The sequence below is a fragment of the Streptomyces sp. NPDC001220 genome, assembly GCF_053597895.1.
In genome coordinates, this window is sequence record NZ_JBSFJE010000019.1 from 156,937 (window position 1) to 181,586 (window position 24,650).

Annotated in this window: 18 protein-coding genes and 2 pseudogenes; 18 read left to right on the forward strand and 2 right to left on the reverse strand. The window is 71.7% G+C overall.

Going from position 1 to position 24,650, the window contains the following annotated elements:
- Positions 1-88 precede the first annotated feature (88 nt).
- The 4 genes and pseudogenes from ACWDGI_RS36670 to ACWDGI_RS36685 all read left to right on the forward strand — a co-directional run.
- A pseudogene (locus tag ACWDGI_RS36670) lies at positions 89-283 on the forward strand (S-(hydroxymethyl)mycothiol dehydrogenase); the annotation flags it as partial.
- 285 nt (positions 284-568) lie between these two features.
- Complete coding sequence (locus ACWDGI_RS36675; protein WP_450766663.1) at positions 569-931, forward strand: bifunctional 3-phenylpropionate/cinnamic acid dioxygenase ferredoxin subunit; 363 nt, start codon at positions 569-571, stop codon at positions 929-931.
- On the forward strand, positions 928-2,091 hold the full coding sequence (locus ACWDGI_RS36680) for an NAD(P)/FAD-dependent oxidoreductase (protein WP_450766665.1): 1,164 nt from the start codon (positions 928-930) through the stop codon (positions 2,089-2,091). The genes ACWDGI_RS36675 and ACWDGI_RS36680 overlap by 4 nt, the downstream gene beginning before the upstream one ends.
- A gap of 79 nt (positions 2,092-2,170) precedes the next feature.
- Positions 2,171-3,304, forward strand: a complete 1,134-nt coding sequence (locus tag ACWDGI_RS36685) for an aromatic ring-hydroxylating oxygenase subunit alpha (protein ID WP_450766667.1) — start codon at positions 2,171-2,173, stop codon at positions 3,302-3,304.
- A 71-nt stretch (positions 3,305-3,375) separates the two neighbouring features.
- On the opposite strand, the gene ACWDGI_RS36690 is transcribed toward ACWDGI_RS36685, so the two are convergent.
- On the reverse strand, positions 3,376-4,173 hold the full coding sequence (locus tag ACWDGI_RS36690; protein ID WP_450766669.1) for an IclR family transcriptional regulator: 798 nt from the start codon (positions 4,171-4,173) through the stop codon (positions 3,376-3,378).
- 150 nt (positions 4,174-4,323) lie between these two features.
- Between ACWDGI_RS36690 and betA the strand changes: the two genes are divergently transcribed.
- The 10 genes from betA (at position 4,324) to ACWDGI_RS36740 (ending at position 19,973) form a co-directional block, all read left to right on the forward strand.
- A complete protein-coding gene (gene betA / locus ACWDGI_RS36695; protein ID WP_450766671.1) occupies positions 4,324-5,994 on the forward strand; it encodes a choline dehydrogenase in 1,671 nt (556 codons plus the stop codon).
- 108 nt (positions 5,995-6,102) lie between these two features.
- On the forward strand, positions 6,103-7,572 hold the full coding sequence (locus tag ACWDGI_RS36700) for an aldehyde dehydrogenase family protein (protein WP_450766673.1): 1,470 nt from the start codon (positions 6,103-6,105) through the stop codon (positions 7,570-7,572).
- 19 nt (positions 7,573-7,591) lie between these two features.
- The gene (locus ACWDGI_RS36705) at positions 7,592-8,683 is read left to right on the forward strand and encodes a quaternary amine ABC transporter ATP-binding protein (protein ID WP_450766675.1); all 1,092 of its coding nucleotides are present in this window, start codon (positions 7,592-7,594) and stop codon (positions 8,681-8,683) included.
- Positions 8,684-8,745: 62 nt separating this feature from the next.
- Positions 8,746-10,656, forward strand: coding sequence for an ABC transporter permease (locus ACWDGI_RS36710; protein WP_450766694.1), 1,911 nt, complete (start codon positions 8,746-8,748; stop codon positions 10,654-10,656).
- Positions 10,657-10,670: 14 nt separating this feature from the next.
- Positions 10,671-11,636 (forward strand): ABC transporter substrate-binding protein, encoded by a 966-nt coding sequence (locus ACWDGI_RS36715; protein ID WP_450766677.1) that lies wholly within the window; start codon positions 10,671-10,673, stop codon positions 11,634-11,636.
- Between the two features lie 220 nt (positions 11,637-11,856).
- Positions 11,857-14,295: a GcvT family protein gene (locus ACWDGI_RS36720; protein ID WP_450766679.1), complete on the forward strand. Its 2,439-nt coding sequence runs from the start codon at positions 11,857-11,859 to the stop codon at positions 14,293-14,295.
- A gap of 144 nt (positions 14,296-14,439) precedes the next feature.
- Entirely contained in the window at positions 14,440-14,676 is a 237-nt protein-coding gene (locus ACWDGI_RS36725; RefSeq protein WP_450766698.1) for a hypothetical protein, read from the forward strand.
- A gap of 32 nt (positions 14,677-14,708) precedes the next feature.
- Positions 14,709-15,938 carry a sarcosine oxidase subunit beta family protein gene (locus tag ACWDGI_RS36730; RefSeq protein WP_450766681.1) on the forward strand — a complete coding sequence of 410 codons (1,230 nt, stop codon included), beginning with the start codon at positions 14,709-14,711 and terminating at the stop codon, positions 15,936-15,938.
- Positions 15,939-15,949: 11 nt separating this feature from the next.
- Positions 15,950-19,378 carry a sarcosine oxidase subunit delta family protein gene (locus ACWDGI_RS36735; protein WP_450766683.1) on the forward strand — a complete coding sequence of 1,143 codons (3,429 nt, stop codon included), beginning with the start codon at positions 15,950-15,952 and terminating at the stop codon, positions 19,376-19,378.
- Entirely contained in the window at positions 19,371-19,973 is a 603-nt protein-coding gene (locus ACWDGI_RS36740; RefSeq protein ID WP_450766684.1) for a sarcosine oxidase subunit gamma, read from the forward strand. Before ACWDGI_RS36735 ends, ACWDGI_RS36740 begins: the two co-directional genes overlap by 8 nt.
- Positions 19,974-19,995: 22 nt before the next feature.
- On the opposite strand, the gene ACWDGI_RS36745 is transcribed toward ACWDGI_RS36740, so the two are convergent.
- Positions 19,996-21,036, reverse strand: coding sequence for an acyl-CoA dehydrogenase family protein (locus ACWDGI_RS36745; protein ID WP_450766686.1), 1,041 nt, complete (start codon positions 21,034-21,036; stop codon positions 19,996-19,998).
- 99 nt (positions 21,037-21,135) lie between these two features.
- Between ACWDGI_RS36745 and ACWDGI_RS36750 the strand changes: the two genes are divergently transcribed.
- From ACWDGI_RS36750 to ACWDGI_RS36765, 4 genes and pseudogenes are all read left to right on the forward strand, one after another.
- A complete protein-coding gene (locus ACWDGI_RS36750) occupies positions 21,136-21,486 on the forward strand; it encodes a YciI family protein (RefSeq protein ID WP_450766688.1) in 351 nt (116 codons plus the stop codon).
- The gene (locus ACWDGI_RS36755) at positions 21,486-22,679 is read left to right on the forward strand and encodes an RNA polymerase sigma factor (protein ID WP_450766690.1); all 1,194 of its coding nucleotides are present in this window, start codon (positions 21,486-21,488) and stop codon (positions 22,677-22,679) included. The genes ACWDGI_RS36750 and ACWDGI_RS36755 overlap by 1 nt, the downstream gene beginning before the upstream one ends.
- A 51-nt stretch (positions 22,680-22,730) precedes the next feature.
- On the forward strand, positions 22,731-24,155 hold the full coding sequence (locus tag ACWDGI_RS36760) for an aldehyde dehydrogenase family protein (RefSeq protein ID WP_450766696.1): 1,425 nt from the start codon (positions 22,731-22,733) through the stop codon (positions 24,153-24,155).
- Positions 24,156-24,409: 254 nt separating this feature from the next.
- Positions 24,410-24,650: pseudogene (locus ACWDGI_RS36765) on the forward strand (chitinase); the annotation flags it as partial.

Genomic DNA, 24,650 nt, shown 5'->3' on the forward strand with positions numbered 1-24,650 from the left:
GCTGAACTTGTCCTGGTACGGGGGCTGCCCGCCGGGCGGGGCGCTGAAGTCGTCCTGATTCGGGGGCTGCCCGCCGGGCCGTCCGCCGGGCGGGGCGCTCAAGTCGCCCTGGTGCGGAACCTGTCCGCCCTCCCGTGACCTCCCGATGCTCATCGACCTCCGTCCGCGGGACCGCCTCGGCCTGGACGCCCTCGTCGCCGGGATCGTCGCCCTGGACGAGGTCGAGAAGGCCTTCGAGCGGACGCGTCACGGTGACGTGCTGCGCTCGGTGGTGCTCCCGTGACGATCCGGGACTGGATCGACGGCCGTCTTCGACCGCCCCCGACGACGCGGCCCCGCCCCGGCGACGGTGCCTTCCTCGGCACCGGGGCGGGGCCGCGTCCTCGCACGCGAAGGGACGCCTGTTTCCCCTGTTCACCCTTGCTTTCGGGGGCACTTCGCAGGCTCGCGGAGCCGTCGACGCGGCCCGCGCAAACCGGCGGGTGAACGCCTTGACAACGCTTCGGAACCGCCCCCAAACTGACGTTGCGCTCATCGCAATCCGTTTCGCTATACGCACCGAGGTGTCATGATGATTCCCGCGTGCCGTCTCGCGGATCTGCCGCGAGGCGAGGCCCACCGGCTCGATATCGACCCGCCCGTCTCGGTGTTCCACACCGAGGACGGCGAGCTCTTCGCCATCGACGACACGTGCACCCACCAGGACGCCTCGCTCGCCGACGGCTGGCTGGAGGGCCGCGAGGTCGAATGCCCCCTGCACGCCTCCAAGTTCGACCTGCGGACCGGCGCCGTGGACGCACCCCCGGCCAAGCGCCCGGTCCGCACCCACGAGGTCGTCCTCGAGGACGGCACGGTCTATGTCCGGCTCTCCGCCGACGCCCCCAACCTGCCGCCGTGCGTCGCCGCCCGGCTCGCCGGGGGCGCGGCGTGAGGACGGTCGCCGTGGTGGGCGCCTCGCTGGCCGGACTTTCGGCCGCGCGCTCGCTGCGGCAGCGGGGGTACGACGGCCGGCTGGTCGTCATCGGCGACGAGCCCCATCGCCCGTACGACAGGCCGCCGTTGTCCAAGGAGTTCCTGGCCGGCACCGTCGGCGAGGCGGACCTGGCGCTGGAGCGGGACGACGAGGAACTCGGTGCGGAGTGGCTGCTCGGGGCGCGCGCCACCGGGCTGGACCGCGCCGGGCGGGCGATCCGGCTCGCCGACGGCCGCGAGGTCCGCGCCGACGGCGTGGTCGTCGCGACCGGCGCCGCGGCCCGTACCCTGCCCGGCACCGAGGGCCTAGCCGGGGTCCATGTGCTGCGCACTCTCGACGACGCCCGCGCCCTGCGACGCGAGCTCTCCCGGGGCGGCCGCCTTGTGGTGATCGGCGGCGGGTTCGTCGGCGCCGAGGTCGCGTCCACGGCGTACGCCCTCGGACTCGACGTGACCGTGGTCGAGGCGGCGCCGACCCCGCTGGCCGGACCGCTCGGCCCGGCCATGGGCGCCGTCGTCGCCGCCCTCCACGCCGACCACGGTGTACGGCTGTTGTGCGGGGTCGGGGTGAAGGGGCTGAGCGGCGAGCGCCAGGTGACGGCGGTTCTCCTGGAGGACGGCCGCAGCGTGCCCGCCGACACCGTCGTCGTGGGCGTGGGGGCGCGGCCCTGCGTCGAGTGGCTGGAGGGCTCCGGCGTCGTGCTCGACAACGGGGTGAAGTGCGGCGCCGACGGGCGGACCAGCGTGGCCGGGGTGGTCGCCGTGGGTGACTGCGCCAACTGGTACGACCCGCACACCGGCGGCCATCGCAGGGTCGAGCACTGGACCGGCGCACTGGAACGGCCGGCCGCCGCCGTCGCCGCGCTCCTCGCGTACGGCGCGACGCAACCGGCTGTCCCCAGGCCGCCGTACTTCTGGTCCGACCAGTACGGCGTGAAGATCCAGTTCGTCGGGCAGGCCGCCGGGGCCGACGAGGTGACGGTCGAGGAGGGCTCGACCGGCGACCGCAGCTTCCTCGCCGTCTACCGACGGGCGGGCCGGCCGGTCGCCGTGCTCGGGATGAACCAGCCGCGGCTCTTCACCCGCCTGCGCAAGCAGTTCGGCACCACCGCGTCCTGACCCGGCGCCCGCACCGTCCCACGACGTTCGGGCGCCCGCGCCGTCCCACCGACCCACGACGTTCTCCGAGGAGTGCACCGTGACCTCGACCAGCCTGCCGGACAGCCTGATCGCCACCCTCCCCGGTTCCGCCTACACGGACCCCGGGATCTTCGCCCAGGAACAGGAACGCATCTTCGAGACGATGTGGTTCTGCGTCGCCCGCGCGGCGGACCTGCCGAAGCCCGGCGCGTTCCGCACCGTGGACGTCGGCCGCGAGAGCATCCTCGTCACCCGGGCCCGGGACGGTGCGGTCCGTGCCTACTTCAACGTCTGCCGGCACCGCGGGGCCAGGCTGTGCACCGAGGCCACCGGCGAGGTCAGGCGCGCCTTCCAGTGCCCGTACCACGCCTGGACCTACGACCTGGACGGCAGGCTGGTCGCGGCACCCAACCTCACCAAGATGCCCGACGTCGGCCGCACCGAGTACGGCCTGGTGGGCGTGGCCGTGCGGGAATGGCTCGGCTATGTGTGGGTGTGCCTCGCGGAGGACCCGCCCTCCTTCGAGGAGGACGTGCTGGGGGCCGTCGTCGAGCGGCTGGGCGACACCGCGTCGATCGAGCACTACGACATCGACCGCCTCGCGGTGGGCCGGCGGATCGTCTACGACGTGCGGGCGAACTGGAAGCTCATCGTCGAGAACTTCATGGAGTGCTACCACTGCGCCACCATCCACCCCGAACTCACCGAGGTGCTGCCGGAGTTCGCCGACGGCTACGCGGCGCAGTACTACGTGGGCCACGGCGCCGAGTTCGGCGCGGACGTCCGGGGGTTCACCGTCGACGGCTCCGAGGGACTGGACCGCATCCCCTCGGTCGCCGCGGACCAGGACCGGCGGTACTACGCGATCACCGTGAAACCGCAGGTGTTCATCAACCTCGTGCCCGACCACGTGATCTTCCACCGGATGTACCCGGTGGCCGTCGACCGGACGGTCGTCGAGTGCGACTGGCTCTACCTTCCGCACGTCGTGGAGAGCGGCAAGGACGTCAGCCGGTCCGTGGAGCTGTTCGACCGGGTCAACCGCCAGGACTTCGACGCCTGCGAGCGCACCCAGCCCGGGATGAGCTCACGGCTGTATGCCAAGGGGGGTGTGCTGGTGCCCAGCGAGCACCACATCGGCGCCTTCCACGACTGGGTCCACGAGCGGCTCGGTACCCGGCAGCCGGAATGAAGCGGCAGAGCGGCGCCCGTGGCCCGCGCGGACCGCGGAAGCGGGCCGGACGGCGGTCGCCCCGGGCACGCTCAGCCCAGGTACCCCATGCGGTGGCTGATCTCGTGCGCACCCTTGACCAGCACCGGAGCCAGCTCGTGCATACGTTCCTCGGTGAACCGGTAGGACGGTCCCGAGGCGCTGATCGACGCGATGACCTTGCCCTCCCGGTCCCGGATCGGCGCGGCCATGGCATGCAGCCCGATCTCCAGCTCCTCCAGTGTCCAGGCGTAACCGCGCTCCCGGGCCTCGGCGAGGTTCTTCTCCAGTTTCGCCTTCGTGGAGATGGTGTGCGGGGTGAGCTTCTTCAGGCCCCCGTCCGAGATCAGCGCGGCCCGTTCCTTCGCCGGCAGATGGGCCAGCATGATCTTGCCACTGGAGGTGGCGTGCAACGGGGTAAGCTGGCCGACCCAGTTGTGCGCGGTGACGGCGGCCGTACCGCGCACCTGGTAGAGGTTGATCGCGTAGTGCTCCTGCATCACCGCGACGTTGACCGTCTCGCCGATCTCCTCGGCCAGCCGCTCGCACACCTGCCGGCTCTGCTGGGTGACGTCGATACGCCCGGTGACGGCGCCCGCCAGACGCACGATGCCGAACCCGAGCGCGTACTTGCCCCGTTCACCCGCCTGCTCCACCAGACCGCGCGCCTCCAGGGCGCCGAGCAGGCGGAACGCGGTCGACTTGTGCACATCGATCTCGGCGGCCACCTCGCTCACGCCGGCCTCGCCGCGCTGGGCGAGGATCTCCAGGACGCTGATGGCACGGTCGACGGACTGTACGCCGCCGGAGGATGAGCCGTTCGTTTCGGTGTCCGGACTGTAGTTGCTCATGACGGAACTATACGCGGAGTAAACAACAGCGCCCAAGTAACGCGATGTGAACAAAGATCTTACAAGTTGCGTTGTTCGCAACCTAGAGCGCATAGCGATACCCGTACTAGCATGCCGCGCACATCGACGGCGCGAGCGAGACGAGGCACGATGGCTCCCTTGCAGTACGACTTCGTCATCGTCGGCGGCGGATCGGCCGGCAGCGCACTGGCGAACCGGCTCTCGGCCGATCCCGGCAACCGGGTACTGGTGCTGGAGGCGGGCCGCCCGGACTACCCGTGGGACGTGTTCATCCATATGCCCGCGGCGTTGACGTACCCCATCGGAAGCCGTTTCTACGACTGGAAGTACGAGTCCGAGCCGGAACCCCACATGGGCGGCCGTCGTGTCTACCACGCCCGCGGCAAGGTGCTGGGCGGCTCCAGCAGCATCAACGGCATGATCTTCCAGCGCGGCAACCCCATGGACTACGAGCGCTGGGCCGCCGATCCCGGCATGAAGACCTGGGACTACGCCCACTGCCTGCCGTACTTCCGCCGGATGGAGAACTGCCTGGCCGCCGACCCCGACGACGAGTTCCGTGGCCATGACGGACCGCTCGTGCTGGAACGCGGCCCGGCCGCGGGCCCGCTCTTCTCCGCCTTCCTCAAGGCCACCGAGGAGGCGGGCTACCCGCCCACCGACGACGTCAACGGCTACCGGCAGGAGGGCTTCGCCAGGTTCGACCGCAACGTGCACCGCGGCCGGCGGCTGTCCGCGTCCAAGGCGTACCTCAAGCCCGCCCGGAAACGGCCCAACCTCACCGTGAAGACCCGCGCCCTCGTCACCCGCGTCCTCTTCGAGGGGAAGAAGGCCGTCGGCGTCGAGTTCCAGCGCGGCGGGGGCGCCCCCCGGCAGGTCCGGGCCGCCGAGGTCATCCTGTGCGGCGGCGCCGTCAACTCCCCGCAACTGCTCCAGCTCTCCGGCATCGGCAACGCCGAGGAACTGCGGGCCCTCGGCGTCGACGTCGTCCACGACCTGCCGGGCGTCGGCGAGAACCTCCAGGACCACCTGGAGGTGTACATCCAGTACGCCTGCAAGCAGCCCGTCTCCGTACAGCCGTACCTGGCGAAGTGGCGGGCCCCCTTCATCGGCCTGCAGTGGCTGTTCCGCAAGGGGCCGGCCGCGACCAACCACTTCGAGGCCGGCGGCTTCTGCCGCAGCAACGAGGACGTGGACTACCCCAACCTGATGTTCCACTTCCTGCCCGTCGCGGTCCGCTACGACGGCTCCGTGCCCGCCGGCGGCCACGGCTACCAGGTCCATGTCGGGCCCATGTACTCCGACGCCCTCGGCTCGGTGAAGATCCGGAGCAAGGACCCGCGCGAACACCCGGCGCTGCGCTTCAACTACCTCTCCACCGAGCAGGACCGCCGCGAGTGGGTCGAGGCGGTCCGGGTGGCCCGCGAGCTGCTCAACCAGCCCGCCCTCGCCCCCTACAACGACGGGGAGATCTCGCCCGGCCCGTCCGTGGCGACGGACGAGGAGATCCTCGCCTGGGTCGCCAAGGACGGCGAGACCGCCCTGCACCCGTCCTGCACCTGCAAGATGGGCACGGACGCCATGTCCGTCGTCGACCCGCTGACCCTGCGGGTGCACGGAGTGGACGGACTGCGCGTGGTGGACGCCTCGGTGATGCCGTACGTCACCAACGGCAACATCTACGCCCCGGTCATGATGATCGCCGAGAAGGCGGCCGACCTCATCCTCGGCAAGGAACCGCTGCCGCCGTCCGACGCCGTCTACCACCGGCACCGCGACGCCCGGAAACAGGCCGGGTAGCGCACTGTGCCCGGACTCTTGACGGCGGTCGGTCCGTTCGTCAGGGTGTTCCACCAAAAGCAATCCAATGCACAATGCGCAACGATTTCGGGCTCGAAGGGCGCGGCCGTGGCAGATCTGTACATGGATGGTGAATGGCGTGCGGCGGTGGCCGGCGGCCGGCGCGAGATCCGCTGTCCGGCGGACGGCACCCTCGTCGCGACGGTCTCGGAGGCGACCCGCCCCGACACCGAGGCCGCGATCACCGCGGCCCGGCGCGCCTTCGACGACGGACCCTGGCCGCACACCCCCGAGCGGGAGCGCGGCGCGCTGCTGCTGCGCACCGCCGGCATCATCGAGCGCGACGCCAAGGAGTTCGCCCGCGCCGAGTCCCTCGACACCGGCAAACGCCTGGTGGAGAGCGAGTACGACATCGCCGACGTCGTCTCCTGCTTCCGCTACTACGGAGGCATCGCCGGCACCAGCGCCGGGCGGGTGGTCGACACCGGCCGCGACGACGCGCTCAGCCGGGTCACCTACGAGCCCGTCGGCGTCTGCGGCCTGATCACCCCCTGGAACTACCCTCTCCTGCAAGCCTCCTGGAAGGTCGCCCCGGCCCTGCTCGCGGGCAACACCGTCGTGCTCAAGCCCAGTGAACTCACCCCCTCCACCTCGATCCTGCTGATGAAGGCACTGCAGGAGGCGGGCCTCCCGGCCGGCGCGGCCAACCTGGTGCTGGGCGCCGGCCCCGAGGCGGGCGCGCCGCTCGCCGAGCACCCGGCCGTCGACATGGTGTCGTTCACCGGGGGACTGCACACCGGCCGGCGCCTCATGGCCACGGCCGCCGCCACGGTGAAGAAGGTCGCCCTCGAACTCGGCGGCAAGAACCCCAACGTGGTCTTCGCCGACGCCGACCTCGCCACCGCCGTCGACTTCGCGCTCACCGCCGTGTTCCTGCACTCCGGGCAGGTCTGCTCGGCCGGCGCCCGGCTCGTCGTCGAGGACGCGATCCACGACGCCTTCGTGGACGAGGTCGTGCGCCGCGCCCGACTCATCCGCCTGGGCGGCCCCTTCGACCCCGAGGCCGAGACCGGGGCGCTGATCTCCGCACAGCACCGCGAGAGGGTCGAGGCGTATGTCGCCGCAGGCCTCGCCGAGGGCGCCGTACTGCGCTGCGGCGGCGCGCGCCCCGACGACCCCGCGCTGGCGAACGGCTTCTACTACCCGCCCACCGTTCTCGACGAGTGCCGGCAGGACATGCGGGTGGTGCACGAGGAGTCCTTCGGACCCGTGCTCACCGTGGAGCGCTTCCGGGACGAGGACGACGCCGTCCGCATCGCCAACGACACGGAGTACGGCCTCGCCGGAGCCGTCTGGACGCAGGACGCGGGCAAGGCGCAGCGGGTCGCCCGCAGGCTGCGCCACGGCACCGTGTGGATCAACGACTACCACCCCTACGTGCCGCAAGCGGAATGGGGTGGCTTCGGGCACTCGGGCGTGGGCCGCGAGCTGGGACCGACCGGCCTGGACGAGTACCGAGAGCCCAAGCACGTCTGGCAGAACATCCAACCCCGGCCGCAGCACTGGTTCCGCGGCTGACGGCGAAAAGAGGCCGATCATGACCCCAGCCCAGACCGAGGTGTCGCAGCGGCGCGACTCGTCCCAGGACCCCGGGGACCGCACCCCGGTCATCTCCGTACGCCGGCTGTGGAAGGTGTTCGGGCCGAAGGCCGACCAGGTGCCGGGCTCCGAGGAGTTGTGCGGGCTGACCCGCCGCGAACTGATGGACCGCACCGGCTGCACCGCCGCCGTACGGGACGTGAGCTTCGAGGTGTCGCCCGGCGAGGTCTTCGTCGTCATGGGCCTGTCCGGGTCCGGCAAGTCCACCCTGGTGCGATGTCTGACCCGGCTGATCGAACCCACCGCCGGCGAGGTCGTGTTCGAGGGCGAGGACATCCGGGGCGCCGACACCCGGCGGCTGCGGGAGCTGCGGCGCAGCAAGTTCTCCATGGTCTTCCAGCACTTCGGTCTGCTGCCGCACCGCAAGGTCGTCGAGAACGTGGCGTTCGGCCTGGAGATCCGGGGCATGAGCCGGGCCGAACGGACCAGGAAGGCCCTGGAGGTCGTCGAACTGGTGGGCCTCGCCGGATACGAGAACTCCTATCCCGACCAGCTCTCCGGCGGTATGCAGCAGCGCGTCGGCCTCGCGCGCGCCCTGGCCGGCGACCCCGACGTCCTCTTCTTCGACGAACCGTTCTCCGCGCTCGATCCGCTGATCCGCCGTGACATGCAGAGCGAGGTCATACGCCTGCACCACGAGGTCGGCAAGACCATGGTGTTCATCACCCACGACCTCTCCGAGGCGCTGAAACTCGGCGACCGCATCCTGATCATGCGGGACGGCAGGACGGTCCAGTGCGGCACCGGCGACGAACTCGTCGGCGCCCCGGCGGACGACTACGTACGGGACTTCGTCAAGGACGTGCCGCGCGGCGACGTCCTCACCCTGCGCTGGATCATGCGGCCGGCCACCCCCGAAGACGCCCTGGACGGACCCGAGTTGGGCCCGGAGGTGGTGGTCCGCGAGGCCACCCGGGCGGTGCTCGCGGCCGAGAAGCCGGTCAAGGTCGTCGAGAACGGCAAGCTGCTCGGCATCGTCGGCGACGAGGAGATCCTCGCCGTCGTCGCGGGACAGGAGGGCGGCGCGTGACGGCCGCCGTCGCCGACGCGACCGCGCCTGTCACCACCCTGCGCCACAAGGTGAGCCGCCCCATGGTGGTGGCGGCGATCCTGGTCGTCTGGCTGGTGCTCTTCACCGTGCTGCGTGGCCGGCAGACGCTCACCCTGGCCGCCGCCGACCTCACCGGACTGCACCACTGGCTGAACGACGTCAACGACAGCATCGGCGCCAACCGCAACTCCAACCCGGTCTTCCTCTACTTCTTCAACGAGATCCGGCTGGTCATCGACAACCTGGTCACCTTCGTCCAGTCGCTGATCTCCCAGCCCACCGGCTCCCGCCCGGTCCCGCAGATCGGCTGGCTCGGCGTCGTCGGCATCGCCGGCTACGTGTCCTGGGCCGTGGGAAACTGGCGGGTCGCGCTGCTGGCCGTCGCCGGCTTCACCTTCTTCGGGCTCCAGGGCCTGTGGCAGGAGAGCATGGACACCCTGGCGCTGACTTCGTCGGCGGTCCTGGTGGCCCTGCTCATCGGCATCCCGCTCGGCGTGTGGGCCGGGCTCTCCGACCGGTTCAACCGGATCATGACGCCCTTCCTCGACTTCATGCAGACGATGCCGACCTTCGTCTACCTCGCCCCGCTGACCCTGATCTTCCTGATCGGCGGGGCCTCCGCGGTGATCACCACGGTGATCTACGCGGCACCGCCCGCCATCCGCATCACCGCGCACGCGATCCGCTCGGTCCCCGAGACCACCGTCGAGGCGGCCGACTCGCTCGGCGCGACCCGGACCCAGCAGCTGCTGAAGGTGCTGCTGCCGATGTCCCGGCGCACGGTGGTCATGGGCGTCAACCAGACCATCATGGCCGCCCTGGCCATGGTCACCATCGCGGCCCTGATCGACGCGCCCGGCCTCGGCAAGACCGTGGTCCAGGCCCTGCAGTCCCTCGACGTCGGCACCGCCTTCAACGCCGGACTCGCCATCGTCGTCATGGCCATCGTGCTCGACCGGGTCACCACCGCGGCGGCCGCCCGCACCGAAGTCCGCCGCGCCGGCGGCCCGTTCCTCAGGTGGCGCCGCCCGCTGCTTGCGGCCGGCGGTGTCGCGGCCGCCGTCCTGGTCTATCTCTCCCACACCTACGTCTGGGCGGCCGAGTTCCCCGGCGACGGTGCCGTCGGCACCCAGATCGCGAGTGCCGCCGACACCGCCACCACCTGGCTCCAGGACCATCTCTCCGGCCTGACCAACGCCCTGCGGGACGCCCTCACCAACGGCCTGCTCAACCCGTTCCAGACGCTGCTCACCGACTCCCCGTGGTGGCTCGTCGGCGCCAGCCTGGTCGCGCTCGGCGCCGTCCTCGGCGGCCGGCGGGCCGCGGCGACGGCGGCCGCCTGCGTCGGGCTGCTGGTCGGCACGGGCCTGTGGTCGGACAGCATGACCACGCTCGCCTCGACCGCCGTGGCCACCGTCCTGGTGATGCTGCTCGGTGCCGTCGTCGGCGTGTGGATGGGCCGCAGCGCGCCGGCGGACCGGCTGATCCGGCCTGCCCTGGACGCCGCCCAGGTCATGCCGCCGTTCGTCTATCTCGTGCCGTTCCTGGCGCTCTTCGGCGCCACCCGCTTCACGGCGATCGTCGCCGCCGTCGTCTACGCGGCACCCGTGGCGATCAAGATCATCGCGGACGGGGTGCGGAACGTTCCCGAGTCCACCGTGGAGGCGGCCACCTCGGCCGGGTGCAACACCTGGCAGATCATCACCAAGGTCCAGCTGCCGATGGCACGCGGCGCCCTGACCCTCGCGACCAACCAGGGCCTGATCTACGTGCTGTCGATGGTTGTGGTGGGCGGCCTGGTAGGCGCGGGCGCCCTCGGCTACGACGTCGTGGCCGGTTTCTCGCAGGGCGAGTTGTACGGCAAGGGGCTGGCGGCGGGGCTCGCCATCGTCCTGCTCGGAGTCATGTTCGACCGGATCACTCAGGCTGCGGCGCGACGCACCCGGGCATAAGGAGCACCGACACCATGGCACAACACTGGCGCATAGGCGCGGCCGGCCTGGCCGTCCTCGGCCTCACCCTCACGGCCTGCGGCGGGGCGAAGGTCGGCGAGGACACCTCGGCCGGCTCGAAGTCCTCGGGCGGCAAGTGCGGCACCTTCAACCTGGCCGTCAACCCGTGGGTGGGCTACGAGGCGGACGCGGCGGTCGTCGCGTACGTCGCGGAACACGACCTCGGCTGCACGGTGCAGAAGAAGGACCTCAAGGAGGAGATCGCCTGGCAGGGTTTCGGCACCGGCGAGGTCGACGCGGTCCTGGAGAACTGGGGCCACGACGATCTGAAGAAGAAGTACATCACCGGGCAGAAGACGGCCGTCGAGGCCGGTTCGACCGGCAACAAGGGCATCATCGGCTGGTACGTCCCGCCGTGGCTCGCCAAGGCGCACCCGGACATCACCGCGTGGCAGAACCTCGACAAGTACGCCGCCCGGTTCAAGACGTCCGAGTCGGGCGGCAAGGGCCAGCTGCTGGACGGTGACCCGTCGTACGTCACCAACGACGCCGCCCTGGTGAAGAACCTGAAGCTGGACTTCAAGGTGGTGTACGCCGGCAGTGAGACCGCGCTCATCCAGGCCTTCCGGACGGCCGAGAAGAACAAGCAGTGGCTGATCGGCTACTTCTACGAACCGCAGTGGTTCCTGTCCGAGGTGCCGCTGGTCAAGGTCAACCTGCCGAAGTACACGACGGGTTGCGACGCCGACGCGGCGAAGGTCGCCTGCGACTATCCCGTCTACGACCTCGACAAGATCGTCAGCGCGGGTTTCGCCAAGTCGGGCAGCCCGGCGTACGACCTGGTGAAGAAGTTCAACTGGACCAACGACGACCAGAACACCGTGGCCAAGTACATCGCCGTGGACAAGATGTCGGACGACGCGGCGGCCAAGAAGTGGGTCGACGCCAACCGCGCCAAGGTCGACGCCTGGCTGAAGTAGCGGGGAGCGTCGAAAGGCCGGTCCGGTACGCCCGGCGGGTGGTGCGCACACTGCGCACCGCCCGCCGGGCGTCGCCTTGTGCCCCCCTGACTTCCGGCCGTTTCCCGACGTCACCGGACCTCTTGACACCCCTCCTCGGCGACGGGCACATTGAGTTGCGCAGCCTGAATCACGTTGCGCACAAAGCAACTGCACCGGTCTCAAGTTCGGAGGTTGGGCGATGGCGGGACCCCGAGTGGTCATCATCGGAGCGGGCGTCGTGGGAGCCGCCCTCGCGGACGAGATCTCCGCACGCGGCTGGACCGAGGTGACCGTGGTCGACCAGGGGCCCCTCCCCGCCACCGGGGGCTCCTCCTCGCACGCCCCCGGCCTGGTCTTCCAGACCAACCCGTCGAAGACCATGACGGAACTGGCCCGCTACACCGTCGAGAAGTTCTGCTCCCTCGACGTCGACGGCAAGCCCTGCTTCCTCCAGGTCGGCGGCCTCGAAGTGGCCACCACCGCCGAGCGCCTCGCCGAACTCCACCGCCGCCACGGCTGGATCACCGCCTGGGGAGTCGAGGCACACCTGTTGAGCGCAGACGAGTGCGTGCGGCGCCACCCGCTGGTGAACCGTGACCGGGTCCTGGGCGGCCTCCTCGTCCCCACCGACGGCATCGCCAAGGCCGTGCTCGCCGTCGAGGCCCAGATCCGCCGGGCCACCGAGCGCGGCGTCCGCTTCCTCGCCCGCCACGAGGTCCTCGACGTCCACCAGAGCGCCGGCCGTGTCACCGGTGTCCTGACCGACCAGGGCGAGCTCCCCGCCGACATCGTCGTCTGCTGCGCCGGCATCTGGGGCCCGAAGATCGCCCGCATGGCCGGCATGAACCTGCCGCTCACGCCGCTCGCCCACCAACTCGCCTGGACCGGCCCGGTCCCCGCCCTCGCCGGCCAGACCGAGGAGGCCGTCCGCCCGATCCTGCGCCACCAGGACGCCGACCTCTACTACCGCGACCGCTTCGACGGCCTGGGCATCGGTTCCTACGGCCACCGCCCGATGCCCGTCTCCGCCGACGACATCCTCTCCTTCGACGAGGCCGAACAGATGCCCTCCGTCCTGAAGTTCACCGAGGAGGACTTCGCGGACGCCTGGACCGAGACCCGGTCGCTGCTCCCCGCGACCCGCGAGGCCAAGGTCGAGGAGGGCATCAACGGCCTGTTCTCCTTCACCACCGACGGCTACCCGCTGCTCGGCGAGTCCCCGGACGTGAAGGGCTTCTGGGTCGCCGAGGCCGTGTGGGTCACGCACTCCGCGGGCGTCGGCCGGGCCGTCGCCGAATGGCTGGTGGACGGCCACTGCTCGTCCTTCGACCTGCACGAGTGCGACCTCAACCGCTTCGAGCCGCACCAGCTCGCCCCCGAGTACGTCCTGGCCCGCGACTGCCAGAACTTCGTCGAGGTCTACGACATCCTCCACCCCCTCCAGCCGAGCGGAAGGCCACGCCCGATCCGCACCAGCCCCTTCCACGCCCGCCAGCAGGAACACGGCGCGTTCTTCCTGGAGGCGAACGGCTGGGAGCGCCCCCAGTGGTACGAGGCCAACGCCCCCCTGGCCGAAGGCCGTTCGATCCCCACCCCCAACGACTGGGCCGCCCGCTACTGGTCGCCGATCGTCGGAGCCGAGGCCCAGGTCACCCGCGAGACGGTCGCGCTGTACGACATGACCGCCCTCAAGCGTCTGGAGGTCTCCGGCCCCGGTGCAGCCGACTTCCTGGAGGGCCTGGTCACCGGCAAGGTCGCCAAGTCCGTCGGCTCGGTCACGTACACGCTGCTCCTGGACCACGACGGCGGCATCCGCAGCGACATCACGGTCGCCCGGCTCGCCCGCGACCTCTTCCAGGTCGGCGCCAACGGCAACCTGGACCTCGACTGGTTCACCCGCCACCTCCCGGCCGACGGACGGGTCCAGGTCCGCGACATCACCCCCGGCACCTGCTGCGTCGGCCTGTGGGGCCCGCTCGCCCGGGAGGTCCTCCAGCCCCTCACCGACGCGGACTTCTCCAACGAGGGCCTCAAGTACTTCCGTGCCAAGCGCGCCTACATCGGCTCGGTGCCGGTCACCGCGATGCGGCTGTCCTACGTCGGCGAGCTCGGCTGGGAGCTGTACACCACCGCCGACCAGGGCCGGAAGCTCTGGGACACCCTCTGGCGGGCGGCCGAGCCGCTCGGCGGGATCATCGCGGGCCGCGGTGCCTTCAACAGCCTCCGCCTGGAGAAGGGTTACCGCTCCTTCGGCACCGACATGACCTACGAGCACGACCCCTACGAGGCCGGCGTCGGCTTCGCCGTCAAGCCCGACAAGGGCGACTTCGTCGGCAAGGCCGCACTGGAGCGGCGCAGGACGGAGGTTCGGCGCCGGCTGAGCTGCCTCACCATCGACGACCCACGGGCCGTCGTCATGGGCAAGGAGCCGGTGTACGACGGCGAGCGTGCGGTCGGCTACGTGACCAGCGCGGCCTACGGCTACACGATCGGCAAGGGGATCGCGTACGCGTGGCTGCCGACGGAGCTGGCGGTGCCCGGAACCGGCGTCGAGATCGGGTACTTCGACCAGCGGGTGGCGGCGGTGGTGGCCGAGGAGCCGTTGTTCGACCCGGGGATGAGTCGGCTCCGTGGATGAGGGATGCGAGTGGTGTCGTTTTCCGGCTGCGGGCTCGTCGTGGCTGGTCGCGCCCCCGCGGCGGCAGCCGCAATATCGGCACGGTCCCGCGCCCCTTTGGGGCGCGCCCTCGCCAAGGTCGTTTGAAAGGATCGCGAAACCCTCATGAACGCGCTGAACACGCCCCTTGCCGAGCTCGACCCGGAGGTGCACGCCGCGCTCCGCGCCGAGCTGCACCGTCAGCAGTCCACCCCGGAGGCGGACTTCGCCGAGGTGGCCGACGTGATCGCCCTCGCCCTCCAGCCCGGCCCCGACGTGTCCGCCCTGCGCGCCCGCACCGCGACCCTCGCGGCCGCGCACCCGCTCCACCCGCACCTCTCGCACGACGGAGACGTCCGATGAGCCCCCGCACCCGCCCCCTACGCCCTGCGGGCGTGGGGGGACCCCCAGGCGCCGACCTCCCCGGCCATCCGGACTTCCTCTGGCGCACCCCCGAGCCGAAGCGCTCGTACGACGTGATCGTGGTCGGCGGCGGCGGACACGGCCTCGCCACCGCCCACTACCTGGCGAAGAACCACGGCATCACCAACGTGGCGGTCCTGGAGAAGGGCTGGCTGGCGGGCGGCAACATGGCCCGCAACACCACGATCATCCGCTCCAACTACCTCTGGGACGAGAGCGCGGGCATCTACGAACACGCGCTGAAACTCTGGGAGGGCCTGGAGGAGGAGCTCGACTACCCGATCCTCTTCTCCCAGCGCGGCGTGCTGAACCTCGCCCACAGCCTCCAGGACGTCCGCGACAGCGTCCGCCGGGTCGAGGCCAACCGCCTCAACGGCGTGGACGCCGAGTGGCTCGACGCCGATCAGGTCGAAGAGGTCTGCCCGATCGTCAACACCTCGCCCGAGGTGCGCTACCCGGTCCTGGGCGGCACCTACCAGCCGCGCGCGGGCATCGCCAAGCACGACCACGTGGCCTGGGGCTTCGCCCGCTCCGCGGACGCGGCCGGCATCGACATCATCCAGAACTGCGAGGTCACCGGAGTGGACGTGGTGGCCGGCAGGGTGGTCGGCGTCCGGACCACCCTCGGCCCGATCGCGGCCGGCAAGGTGGCTCTGTGCTCGGCCGGCCACACCTCCGTCCTCGCCGCCATGGCGGGCATCGAACTCCCGCTCCAGAGCCACCCGTTGCAGGCACTGGTTTCCGAACTCCTGGAGCCCGTCCACCCGACCGTCGTCATGTCCAACGCGGTGCACGTCTACGTCAGCCAGGCGCACAAGGGCGAACTGGTGATGGGCGCGGGCATAGACGCGTACAACTCCTACACCCAGCGCGGCGCCTTCCACATCATCGAGGAGCAGATGGCGGCCGCCCTGGAGCTGTTCCCGGTCTTCGCCCGCGCCCACGTCCTGCGCACCTGGGGTGGCATCGTCGACGTCAGCCCCGACGCCTCACCCATCGTCGGCCTCACCCCGGTGGCCAACCTCTACCTCAACTGCGGCTGGGGAACAGGCGGTTTCAAGGCCACCCCCGGCGTCGGCTGGGTCTACGCCCACACCATCGCGCACGACGCCCCCCACGACCTCAACGCCCCCTTCTCGCTCGACCGTTTCACCACCGGCGCGCTCGTCGACGAGCACGGCGCGGCCGCGGTGGCCCACTAGGGAGCCCCACCATGCTGCTCATCCCCTGCCCGTGGTGCGGGCCCCGCGACGAGGCCGAGTTCCACTACGGCGGCCAGGCCCACGTCCCCTACCCCGAGGCACCCGCGTCCCTCACCGACGAGGAGTGGGCCCGCTACCTCTTCTTCCGCGCCAACCCGAAGGGCCCCTTCGCCGAACGCTGGCACCACACGGCAGGCTGCCGCAGATGGTTCAACGCGGTACGCGACACATCGACGAACGAGATCCTGACGGCATACCGCCCAGGCGAGACCCCTCCACCACCCCACCCGGTGACCCAGCAACCACCACCGCCTCCCTCAGCCGATCCGGCGCCCTCGCAACCGCCACCGCCTCCCTCAGCCGGCCCGGTGACGTCTCTGCCCGCCGCGCCCTTCTCAGCCCGTCCGGCGTTTGAGGACGAGGCCGTTGAGGCCGACGGGGGGTCTGGGGGCGCAGCCCCCAGCGGGGTCGAAGGGGCAGCGCCCCTGGAGGACGGGACGGGTAGGGGCGGCAGGGGCGACACCCCCCTCGCCCGCACCCCCCTCGCCCGCACCCCCCTCGCCGGCACCACCGCGGCCCACCCCCACCGCACCCCCACCGGCGGCCGAATCGACCGCACCACCCCCCTCACCTTCACCTTCGACGGCACCGAATACCAGGGCTACCGAGGCGACACCCTCGCCTCCGCCCTCCTCGCCAACGGCGTCGTCCAGGCCGCCACCAGCATCAGACTCGGCCGCCCCCGGGGCATCTTCACCGCCGGCCCGGAAGAACCCAACGCGGTCGTCCAGATCGAGGCCCCCTTCCCCGAACCGATGCTCCCCGCCACCACCGTCGAGCTCTACGACGGCCTGGTGGCCACCGGCCTCCCGGGCCAGGGACGCCTCGCCACCGAGCCCGACCCCGCCCGTTACGACGCCGTACACGCCCACTGCGACCTGCTGGTCGTCGGCGCGGGCCCGGCCGGCCTCGCGGCGGCGGCGGCCGCGGCCACCAGCGGCGCCCGCGTCATCCTCGCCGACGACCAGCCGGAACCCGGCGGCAGCCTGCTCGGCACCGGCGAGCACCCCGACTGGGTGGCCGCGACACACGCGCGCCTCGAAGCCGCCCCCGAGGTCCGCGTCCTGCGCCGCACCACCGTCTTCGGCCACTACGACGACAACCACCTCCTCGCCGTCGAACGCCGTACCGCCCACCTCGGCGCCGACGCCCCCGCGCACGTCTCGCGCGAACGCGTCTGGCGGATCCGCGCCCGGCACGTCGTCCTCGCCACCGGTGCCCACGAGCGGTCCCTCGCGTTCGGCGACAACGACCGTCCCGGCGTGATGCTGGCCGCCTCTGCTCGCACGTACCTCCACCGCTACGCCGTCCTGCCCGGCCGCCGCGCGGTCGTGTTCACCACCAACGACAGCGCCTACCCCGCCGCACTCGACCTGGCGGCGGCCGGCGTGGACATCGCGGCGGTCGTCGACACCCGGCCGGAGCCGGGGGAGTGGGCCGAACGCGCCCGGTCCGCCGGGATCGAGGTACTGGCCGGACAAGCGGTCACCGGCACGGCGGGCGGCGCCCGGCTCACCGCCGTGACCGTCGCACCGTACGAAGTCGCGACCGTCGCACCGTACGAAGAAGTGACCGTAGCCCCGTATCAAGGCACCGTCGGACAACGGGAGTTCGCCGCCGACCTGCTGCTCGTCTCCGGCGGCTGGAACCCGGTCGCGCACCTGTTCAGCCAGGCGGGCGGCAGGCTCCGCCACGACGAGCCGCTCGGCACGTTCGTGCCCGACGGCTGCCGTCAGGCGGTGGCGGTCGCGGGCGCCGCGAACGGGGCGTTCGACCTGGCCACGGCCCTCGCCCAGGGCGCGGCGGCCGGTGCCCGGGCGGTCGAGGCGGAGGGGTACACCGCCGAGGCCCCGAGCCTCCCCACGGCACCCGCGCGGCCGTACACCCCGCCCATGCAGGTCTTCACGATCCCCACCGCCTCCGGCGCCCCCCGCTTCGTCGACCTCCAACGCGACGTCACCGTGGCCGACCTGACCCGGGCGACCGGCGCGGGCCTGCGCTCGGTGGAGCACACCAAGCGCTACACGACGGCCGGTACCGCGAACGACCAGGGCAAGACCGGCGGGGTGCTGGCGAGCGGGGTCGTCGCCGAACTCCTCGGCGTGGACGTCTCGGCGCTCGGCCTGCCCACCTTCCGGCCGCCGTACACCCCCGTCTCCTTCGCCGCCCTCGCCGGCCGCGACCGGGGCGCGCTGCACGACCCCGTCCGTACGACCGCCCTGCACGGCCGGCACGTCGAGCACGGCGCGCTGTTCGAGAACGTCGGCCAGTGGAAGCGGCCCTGGTACTACCCGCGGGACGGCGAGGACAAAGAGACGGCCGTACTGCGCGAGTGCCGTGCCGCCCGCGAGGGCGTGGCCTTCATGGACGCCTCCACGCTCGGCAAGATCGATGTGCAGGGCCCGGACGCCGCGCTCTTCCTGGACCGGCTCTACACGAACATGATCAGCACCCTGAAGGTCGGCATGATCCGCTACGGCGTGATGTGCCGCCTGGACGGAATGGTCTTCGACGACGGCACGGTCATCCGGCTGGCCCGGGACCGGTTCCTGGTCACCACCACGACCGGCAACGCGGCGGCCGTCCTGGACTGGATGGAGGAGTGGCTGCAGACCGAGTGGCCCGACCTGCGGGTGCACTGCACCTCGGTCACCGAACACTGGGCCACCGTGGCGCTGGTCGGCCCGAGGTCGCGCGCGGTCCTGGGCTCTGTCGCCCCCCGACTGGCCCTGTCCAACGACGACTTCCCCTTCATGGCATGGCGGGAGACCACCGTCGCCGGCCTCGCCGCCAGGGTGTGCCGGATCAGCTTCTCCGGCGAACTCGCCTACGAGATCAACGTGTCGGCGTGGCAGGCCCGCGCGCTCTGGGAGGCGCTGTACGCGGCGGGGGAGCCGTACGGCATCACCCCCTACGGCACCGAGACCATGCATGTGCTGCGCGCGGAGAAGGGCTACCCGATCGTCGGCCAGGACACCGACGGCACGGTCACCCCACACGATCTCGGCATGGGCTGGGCGGTGTCCAGGAAGAAGCCCGACTTCATCGGCAAGCGCTCCTTCGCCCGTCCCGACACCGTCCGCCCCGACCGCAAACACCTGGTGGCCCTGGTCACGGACGACCCCGGCGCCCTCCTCCCGGAAGGCACCCACCTGGTCGCCGAGAGCGAGCTGCCCGCCCCGCCCGTCCCCATGCTCGGCCATGTCACCTCCAGCTACCGCAGCGCGGCGCTCGGCCGGACCTTCGCGCTGGCCCTGGTCAAGGGCGGCCGGGACCGCATCGGTGAACGCCTCTACGCACCCGTCGGCGCCCGGCTGCTGCCGGTGACCGTCGCCGGTCCCGTCCTCTACGACCCCGAGGGAGCCCGCCGCGATGGCTGACACCGCCCCGACCGCAGCGCAGCGCAGCCCCCTGGCCGACGCCGCGCACCTGCTCGCCGCCGTGACGCGCTCCTCCCGGGGCGCCATCCGGCTGGCCGAACTCCCTTTCCTGGCCCAGGTGAACGTCCGCCTGGACGCCAAGGGCCCGGCGGCGGACGCGGTCGGCCTGGCCCTCGGACTCCCACTGCCGCTGGAACCCGGCACCGTGGTGCACACGGGGAAGGTGACCGCGGTGTGGCTCGGCCCGGACGAATGGCTGGTGGTGGGCCGGCCCGGCACCGAGCGGGAGCTGGAGGACCGGATCCGGTCGGCGGCCGGGACCGAACCGGTCGCCGTCACCGATGTCTCCGCCCAGCGCACCACCCTTCTGGTCGGCGGCCCCCGCGCCCGTGATCTGCTGTCCCACGGCTGCGCGCTGGACCTGCACCCGCGTGCCTTCGGCCCCGGCCGCTGCGCCCAGACCGCACTGGCCCGCACCCAGGTGGTGCTGGTCGCCCGCGAGGAGAGCCGGGCCGGGTTCTGGGTGCTGGTGCGCTCCTCCTTCGCCGGCTACCTGGTGGACTGGCTGCTGGACGCGGCCGTGGAGTACGCCTGAGCGGCCCGGGAGCCGAGCGGTCTCAGCGGGGCCGCTCCGCGAGCTGCTCCAGATGGGCCGTGCGTGATGCGGCGGTCTGGCCCTGGACCAGGAGGAACAGGGCCTCCCGGGCCAGGCGCTGGGCGCGGGCGGTGACGGACATCGCCCGGCCGCCGCCCGTCACCACGGCCGCCGTGGTCGCCGTACGCATCAGCGTGAACGCCTCGGCCCGCAGCGCCAGCCGCTCCTTGGTGTGTTCCTGCGGCACCGGATGGTCCGCGAGCGCGTAGGCCCGGCGGCGGAGATCGTCGGTACGGGCCCGCAGCGGAGCCGCGTACTCCTCGTCCACCAGGGCCAGGGCCGCCGCCGTGATCCCGAAGACGGCCGGGTTGGCGTTGCGGGACTTCGGGCGGTCCGTCGCCGCCCACTCCTCGTACGGCATCCGGAGCGCGACCGCGTCCTCCGCCACCAGCAGGCCGTCCAGGTCCAGGGACACCGTCCGGGACGCGGTGAGCGCGGCCAGCCGCATCGGCTCCGACGGGCGCAGCCCCGGTTGCTCCCGCGCCTCGACGAAGGCGAACAGGGCCTCGTCGTCCTCGGTCACCCCGGCGAGCAGCAGCACGTCGTTCAGGCCCCAGCCGGTGTACCAGGGGACGGTGCCGTGGAAGCGCCGGCCGCCCCCCTCCCGCCGTACCCGCACCGGGACACGCGGGTACGACCGCAGATGCGCGTACGCCACCCCGGACAGCAGCTCACCTCGCGCCAGCGGGCCCAACAGGCGCTCCCGCACCGGCAGTTCGGTATTGGCCAGGGTCAGCACCGGCGTATGGTGCTGGGTCTGCACGAACCAGGTCGAGCAGCACGCCCCGGCCAGGATCTCCGCCGTCTCGCGTACGACGGCCGCGGGCGCCGCCGAGCCGCCGTACGCCACCGGTGCGTTCAGGCCGAGCAGTCCCGAGCGTCTGATCGCCTCGATGTGGCTCACCGGCACCCCCTCCTGGTCGACGCGCTCCGCGGCGGGGGAGAGGAGGCCCTCGGCGAGTTCCCGGGCGCGGGCGACGAGCGGATGTGCGGAGATGGTCATGGAGAAGATTCTTTCGGCTGTCCGGGGCGGGGTGTCGATCCGGGGGCCCGCCGTTCGTGTAGAAGGCGAGCAACCCCCACGACGACCGAGGAGAACGTCATGAAGCACTACCTGCTCAGCGTGGTCCAGCCGGCCGACGGCACCCCGCCGCCGCCCGACGAGATGGCCACGATCATGCGCGATGTCGAGGTGTTCAACGACGAGCTGCGCGCGGCCGGCGCCTGGGTCTTCTCCGGCGGACTGCACGGCCCGGAGACGGCCACGATGCTGCGCCCGAAGGACGGTGACGTGCTGGTCACCGACGGGCCCTACGCCGAGGGCAAGGAGTACCTCGGCGGGATCAGCCTGATCCGGGCGGCGGACCTGGACGCCGCCCTGGAGTGGGGACGCAAGGCCGCCCTGGCCACCCGGCTGCCGATCGAGGTGCGGCCCTTCATGGGGCAGATCTGATGGCGGACGCCGCCGACGTCGAGGCCGCCTTCCGTGCCGAGTACGGGCGCGCGGTCTCGGTTCTCGTCCGCTTCCTCGGCGACATCGACCTCGCCGAGGAAGCGGTCCAGGACGCCTTCACCACGGCGCTGGACCGATGGCCGGAGAGCGGGGTGCCGCCGAGCCCGGCCGGGTGGATCATCACCACCGCCCGCAACCGCGCGCTCGACCGGCTGCGCCGCGAGTCCTCCAGGGACGCCCGGCACGCGGAGGCCGCCCGGCTGTACGCGTCCGACCCACCGGCCGAGGAGGGCCCCGTGCGCGACGAACGGCTCCGGCTGATCTTCACCTGCTGCCACCCCGCGCTCGCCCCGCAGGCCAGGGTCGCGCTGACCCTGCGCCTGCTCGGCGGACTCAGCACCGCCCAGATCGCCCGCGCCTTCCTGGTGCCCGAGGCCACCCTCGCCCAGCGCCTGGTACGCGCCAAGGCCAAGATCCGCGACGCGGGCATCCCCTACCGGGTGCCGAAGGACGCCGACCTGCCCGACCGGCTCAGCGGTGTGCTGGCCGTCGTCTACCTGATCTTCAACGAGGGGTACGGCGGTGATCCCGCGCTGTGTGCGGAGGCCGTACGCCTGGGGCGGCTGCTGTACGGGCTGATGCCGGACGAGCCCGAGGCCGCCGGGCTGCTCGCGCTGATGCTGCTGGTCGAGGCCCGGCGGACCGCCCGGCGCCCGGCGGGCGGCGAGCTGGTGGCACTGCCCGACCAGGACCGCGGCCTGTGGGACCGGAAGCTGATCGGGGAGGGGCAGGAACTCGTACGGCGGTGTCTGCGCCGCGACCGGCCGGGGCCGTACCAGATCCAGGCCGCGATCAACGCCGTGCACAGCGACGCGCGGACCGCCGAGGCCACCGACTGGGGGCAGATCCTGCGGCTGTACGACCAGCTCACGGCCGTCGACCGCTCACCGGTGGTGGCGCTGAACCGGGCGGTCGCGGTGGCCGAGGTCGAGGGGCCGGACAAGGCCCTCGCCCTGGTCGACGCGCTCGACCTCGACCGGTATCACGTCCTGCACGCCGTCCGGGCCGACCTGCTGCGCCGCCTCGGCCGTGACGAAGAGGCGGTACGGGAGTACGACACCGCCATCGAACTCGCCGACGGGCTCCCCGAACAGGCGTACCTCCGGCGGCGACGGGCCGAGCTCGGGATCTGAGGGGCATGTCCACGGCAGGGTGAGCCGGGCAGGACGGAGAGGGGTTCCGTGGTGGCGGAATTTACTTCGGCCTCTGAAAGGTTGCATTATGCATCCGAGTGTTCGACACCCAGCCGGGCCGTCAGGCCCGTACGCACCACCAGCGAGGGATCCGTGAACCAGTCCACCCCCGAGCAGCCCGCCGACGTCGTCGCCCGGCTGCGTGCCACCTTCCGCACCGGCCGCACCAAGCCCGTCGAGTGGCGTACCGACCAGCTGCGCCGGCTGCGCGCCATGCTCACGGAGCGTGGCGACGAGCTGGCCGCCGCCCTCCACGCCGACCTGGGCAAGAGCGCCGTCGAGGCCTACCGCACGGAGATCGACTTCACCGTCCGGGAGATCGACCACAGCCTCGACCACCTGGCGGAGTGGCTGCGCCCCGAGTCCGCCCCGGTCCCGGCGCACCTGGGCGGCGACGCGAGCGCCTGGACGCAGTACGACCCGCTCGGTGTCGTCCTCGTCATCGCCCCGTGGAACTACCCCGCCCAGCTGCTGCTCGCCCCGCTGGCCGGTGCCCTCGCCGCGGGCAACGCGGTCGTCGCCAAGCCCAGTGAACTGGCTCCGGCGACCTCGGCCGCACTGGCCCGGCTGCTGCCGGCCCATCTCGACGCCGAGGCCGTGGCCGTCGTCGAGGGCGGTGTCCCGGAGACCACGGCCCTGCTCGCCGAACGCTTCGACCACATCTTCTACACCGGCAACGGCACGGTGGGCCGGATCGTCATGCGCGCCGCCGCCGAGCACCTCACCCCGGTCGCCCTCGAACTCGGCGGCAAGTCCCCGGCGTTCGTCGACCGGGACGTCGACCTGGCGGTGGTCGCGGACCGCCTGGCGCGCGGCAAGTTCCTGAACGCGGGGCAGACCTGTGTCGCACCCGACTACGTCCTGACCGACCCCGAGACCGCCGCCGCCCTGGAACCCGAGCTGGTCAGGGCCGTGCAGGCGCTGTACGGCACGGAGCCCAAGGAGTCCGGCGAGTACGGCCGGATCGTCAACGAGCGCCACTTCGACCGGCTCAGCGGACTGCTCGGCTCGGGCCGGGTGGCCCTGGGCGGCGACACCGACCGCGCCGCCAAGTACATCGCGCCCACCGTGCTCGCCGACGTCGACCCCGGGTCCCCGGTGATGCGGGAGGAGATCTTCGGCCCGATCCTGCCCATCGTCACCGTCCCGGACCTGGACGGCGCGATCGGCTTCATCAACGACCGCGACAAGCCCCTCGCGCTCTACGTCTTCAGCGAGTCCGGCGACACCCGGGACCGGATCGCCGCCGAGACCTCCTCCGGCGGGCTCGGCCTCGGCCTCCCGGTCGCCCATCTCACCGTCTCCGACCTGCCGTTCGGCGGGGTGGGGGAGAGCGGTATGGGCAGCTACCACGGCCGCTACTCCATCGAGACGTTCAGTCACCGCAAGGCGGTCCTCGCCAAGCCGCTGAGCTGATCCGCCACTCTCCGTGCCCGGCGGCGTAGCTACGCCGCCGGGCACGACCGCTGCCGCGCCGGGCGGTCGGCGAGGGGCCGACTTGCCTGTTTCCGGGAGCAATTGGGGAAGCCGTCGACCGAAGATCCACTCCTGAATGACTGGTCTACACCCTTGACTGGTACAGACCAAAGCAGTTGAGTGTGCCTCACACCCCCCACCGCGGCCGCTCCCCCTCTGTGGGGCGCGGCCGTGCTCCGCAAAGGAGTTGATCCGTGTCGAGGCGCCGTATCGCCGCACTCCTGACCTCGCTCGCCATAGGCGGCTCCGCCCTGGTGCTCCAGGCGGCCCCCACAGCCACCGCCGCCGGCTTCGTCGTCAGTGAAGCACAGTTCAACCAGATGTTCCCGAACCGGAATTCCTTCTACACCTACAGCGGCCTCACCGCCGCGCTCAGCGCCTACCCCGGCTTCGCCAACACCGGCAGTGACACCGTCAAGAAGCAGGAGGCCGCCG

Excerpts from the sequence above, each read along its gene's own strand:
- ACWDGI_RS36675 (WP_450766663.1), top strand. The coding sequence starts at position 569 with ATGATGATTCCCGCGTGCCGTCTCGCGGATCTGCCGCGAGGCGAGGCC.
- ACWDGI_RS36690 (WP_450766669.1), bottom strand. The coding sequence starts at position 4,173 with ATGAGCAACTACAGTCCGGACACCGAAACGAACGGCTCATCCTCCGGC.
- betA (WP_450766671.1), top strand. The coding sequence starts at position 4,324 with ATGGCTCCCTTGCAGTACGACTTCGTCATCGTCGGCGGCGGATCGGCC.
- ACWDGI_RS36705 (WP_450766675.1), top strand. The coding sequence starts at position 7,592 with ATGACCCCAGCCCAGACCGAGGTGTCGCAGCGGCGCGACTCGTCCCAG.
- ACWDGI_RS36710 (WP_450766694.1), top strand. The coding sequence starts at position 8,746 with ATGGTGGTGGCGGCGATCCTGGTCGTCTGGCTGGTGCTCTTCACCGTG.
- ACWDGI_RS36715 (WP_450766677.1), top strand. The coding sequence starts at position 10,671 with ATGGCACAACACTGGCGCATAGGCGCGGCCGGCCTGGCCGTCCTCGGC.
- ACWDGI_RS36720 (WP_450766679.1), top strand. The coding sequence starts at position 11,857 with ATGGCGGGACCCCGAGTGGTCATCATCGGAGCGGGCGTCGTGGGAGCC.
- ACWDGI_RS36725 (WP_450766698.1), top strand. The coding sequence starts at position 14,440 with ATGAACGCGCTGAACACGCCCCTTGCCGAGCTCGACCCGGAGGTGCAC.
- ACWDGI_RS36735 (WP_450766683.1), top strand. The coding sequence starts at position 15,950 with ATGCTGCTCATCCCCTGCCCGTGGTGCGGGCCCCGCGACGAGGCCGAG.
- ACWDGI_RS36740 (WP_450766684.1), top strand. The coding sequence starts at position 19,371 with ATGGCTGACACCGCCCCGACCGCAGCGCAGCGCAGCCCCCTGGCCGAC.
- ACWDGI_RS36745 (WP_450766686.1), bottom strand. The coding sequence starts at position 21,036 with ATGACCATCTCCGCACATCCGCTCGTCGCCCGCGCCCGGGAACTCGCC.
- ACWDGI_RS36750 (WP_450766688.1), top strand. The coding sequence starts at position 21,136 with ATGAAGCACTACCTGCTCAGCGTGGTCCAGCCGGCCGACGGCACCCCG.
- ACWDGI_RS36755 (WP_450766690.1), top strand. The coding sequence starts at position 21,486 with ATGGCGGACGCCGCCGACGTCGAGGCCGCCTTCCGTGCCGAGTACGGG.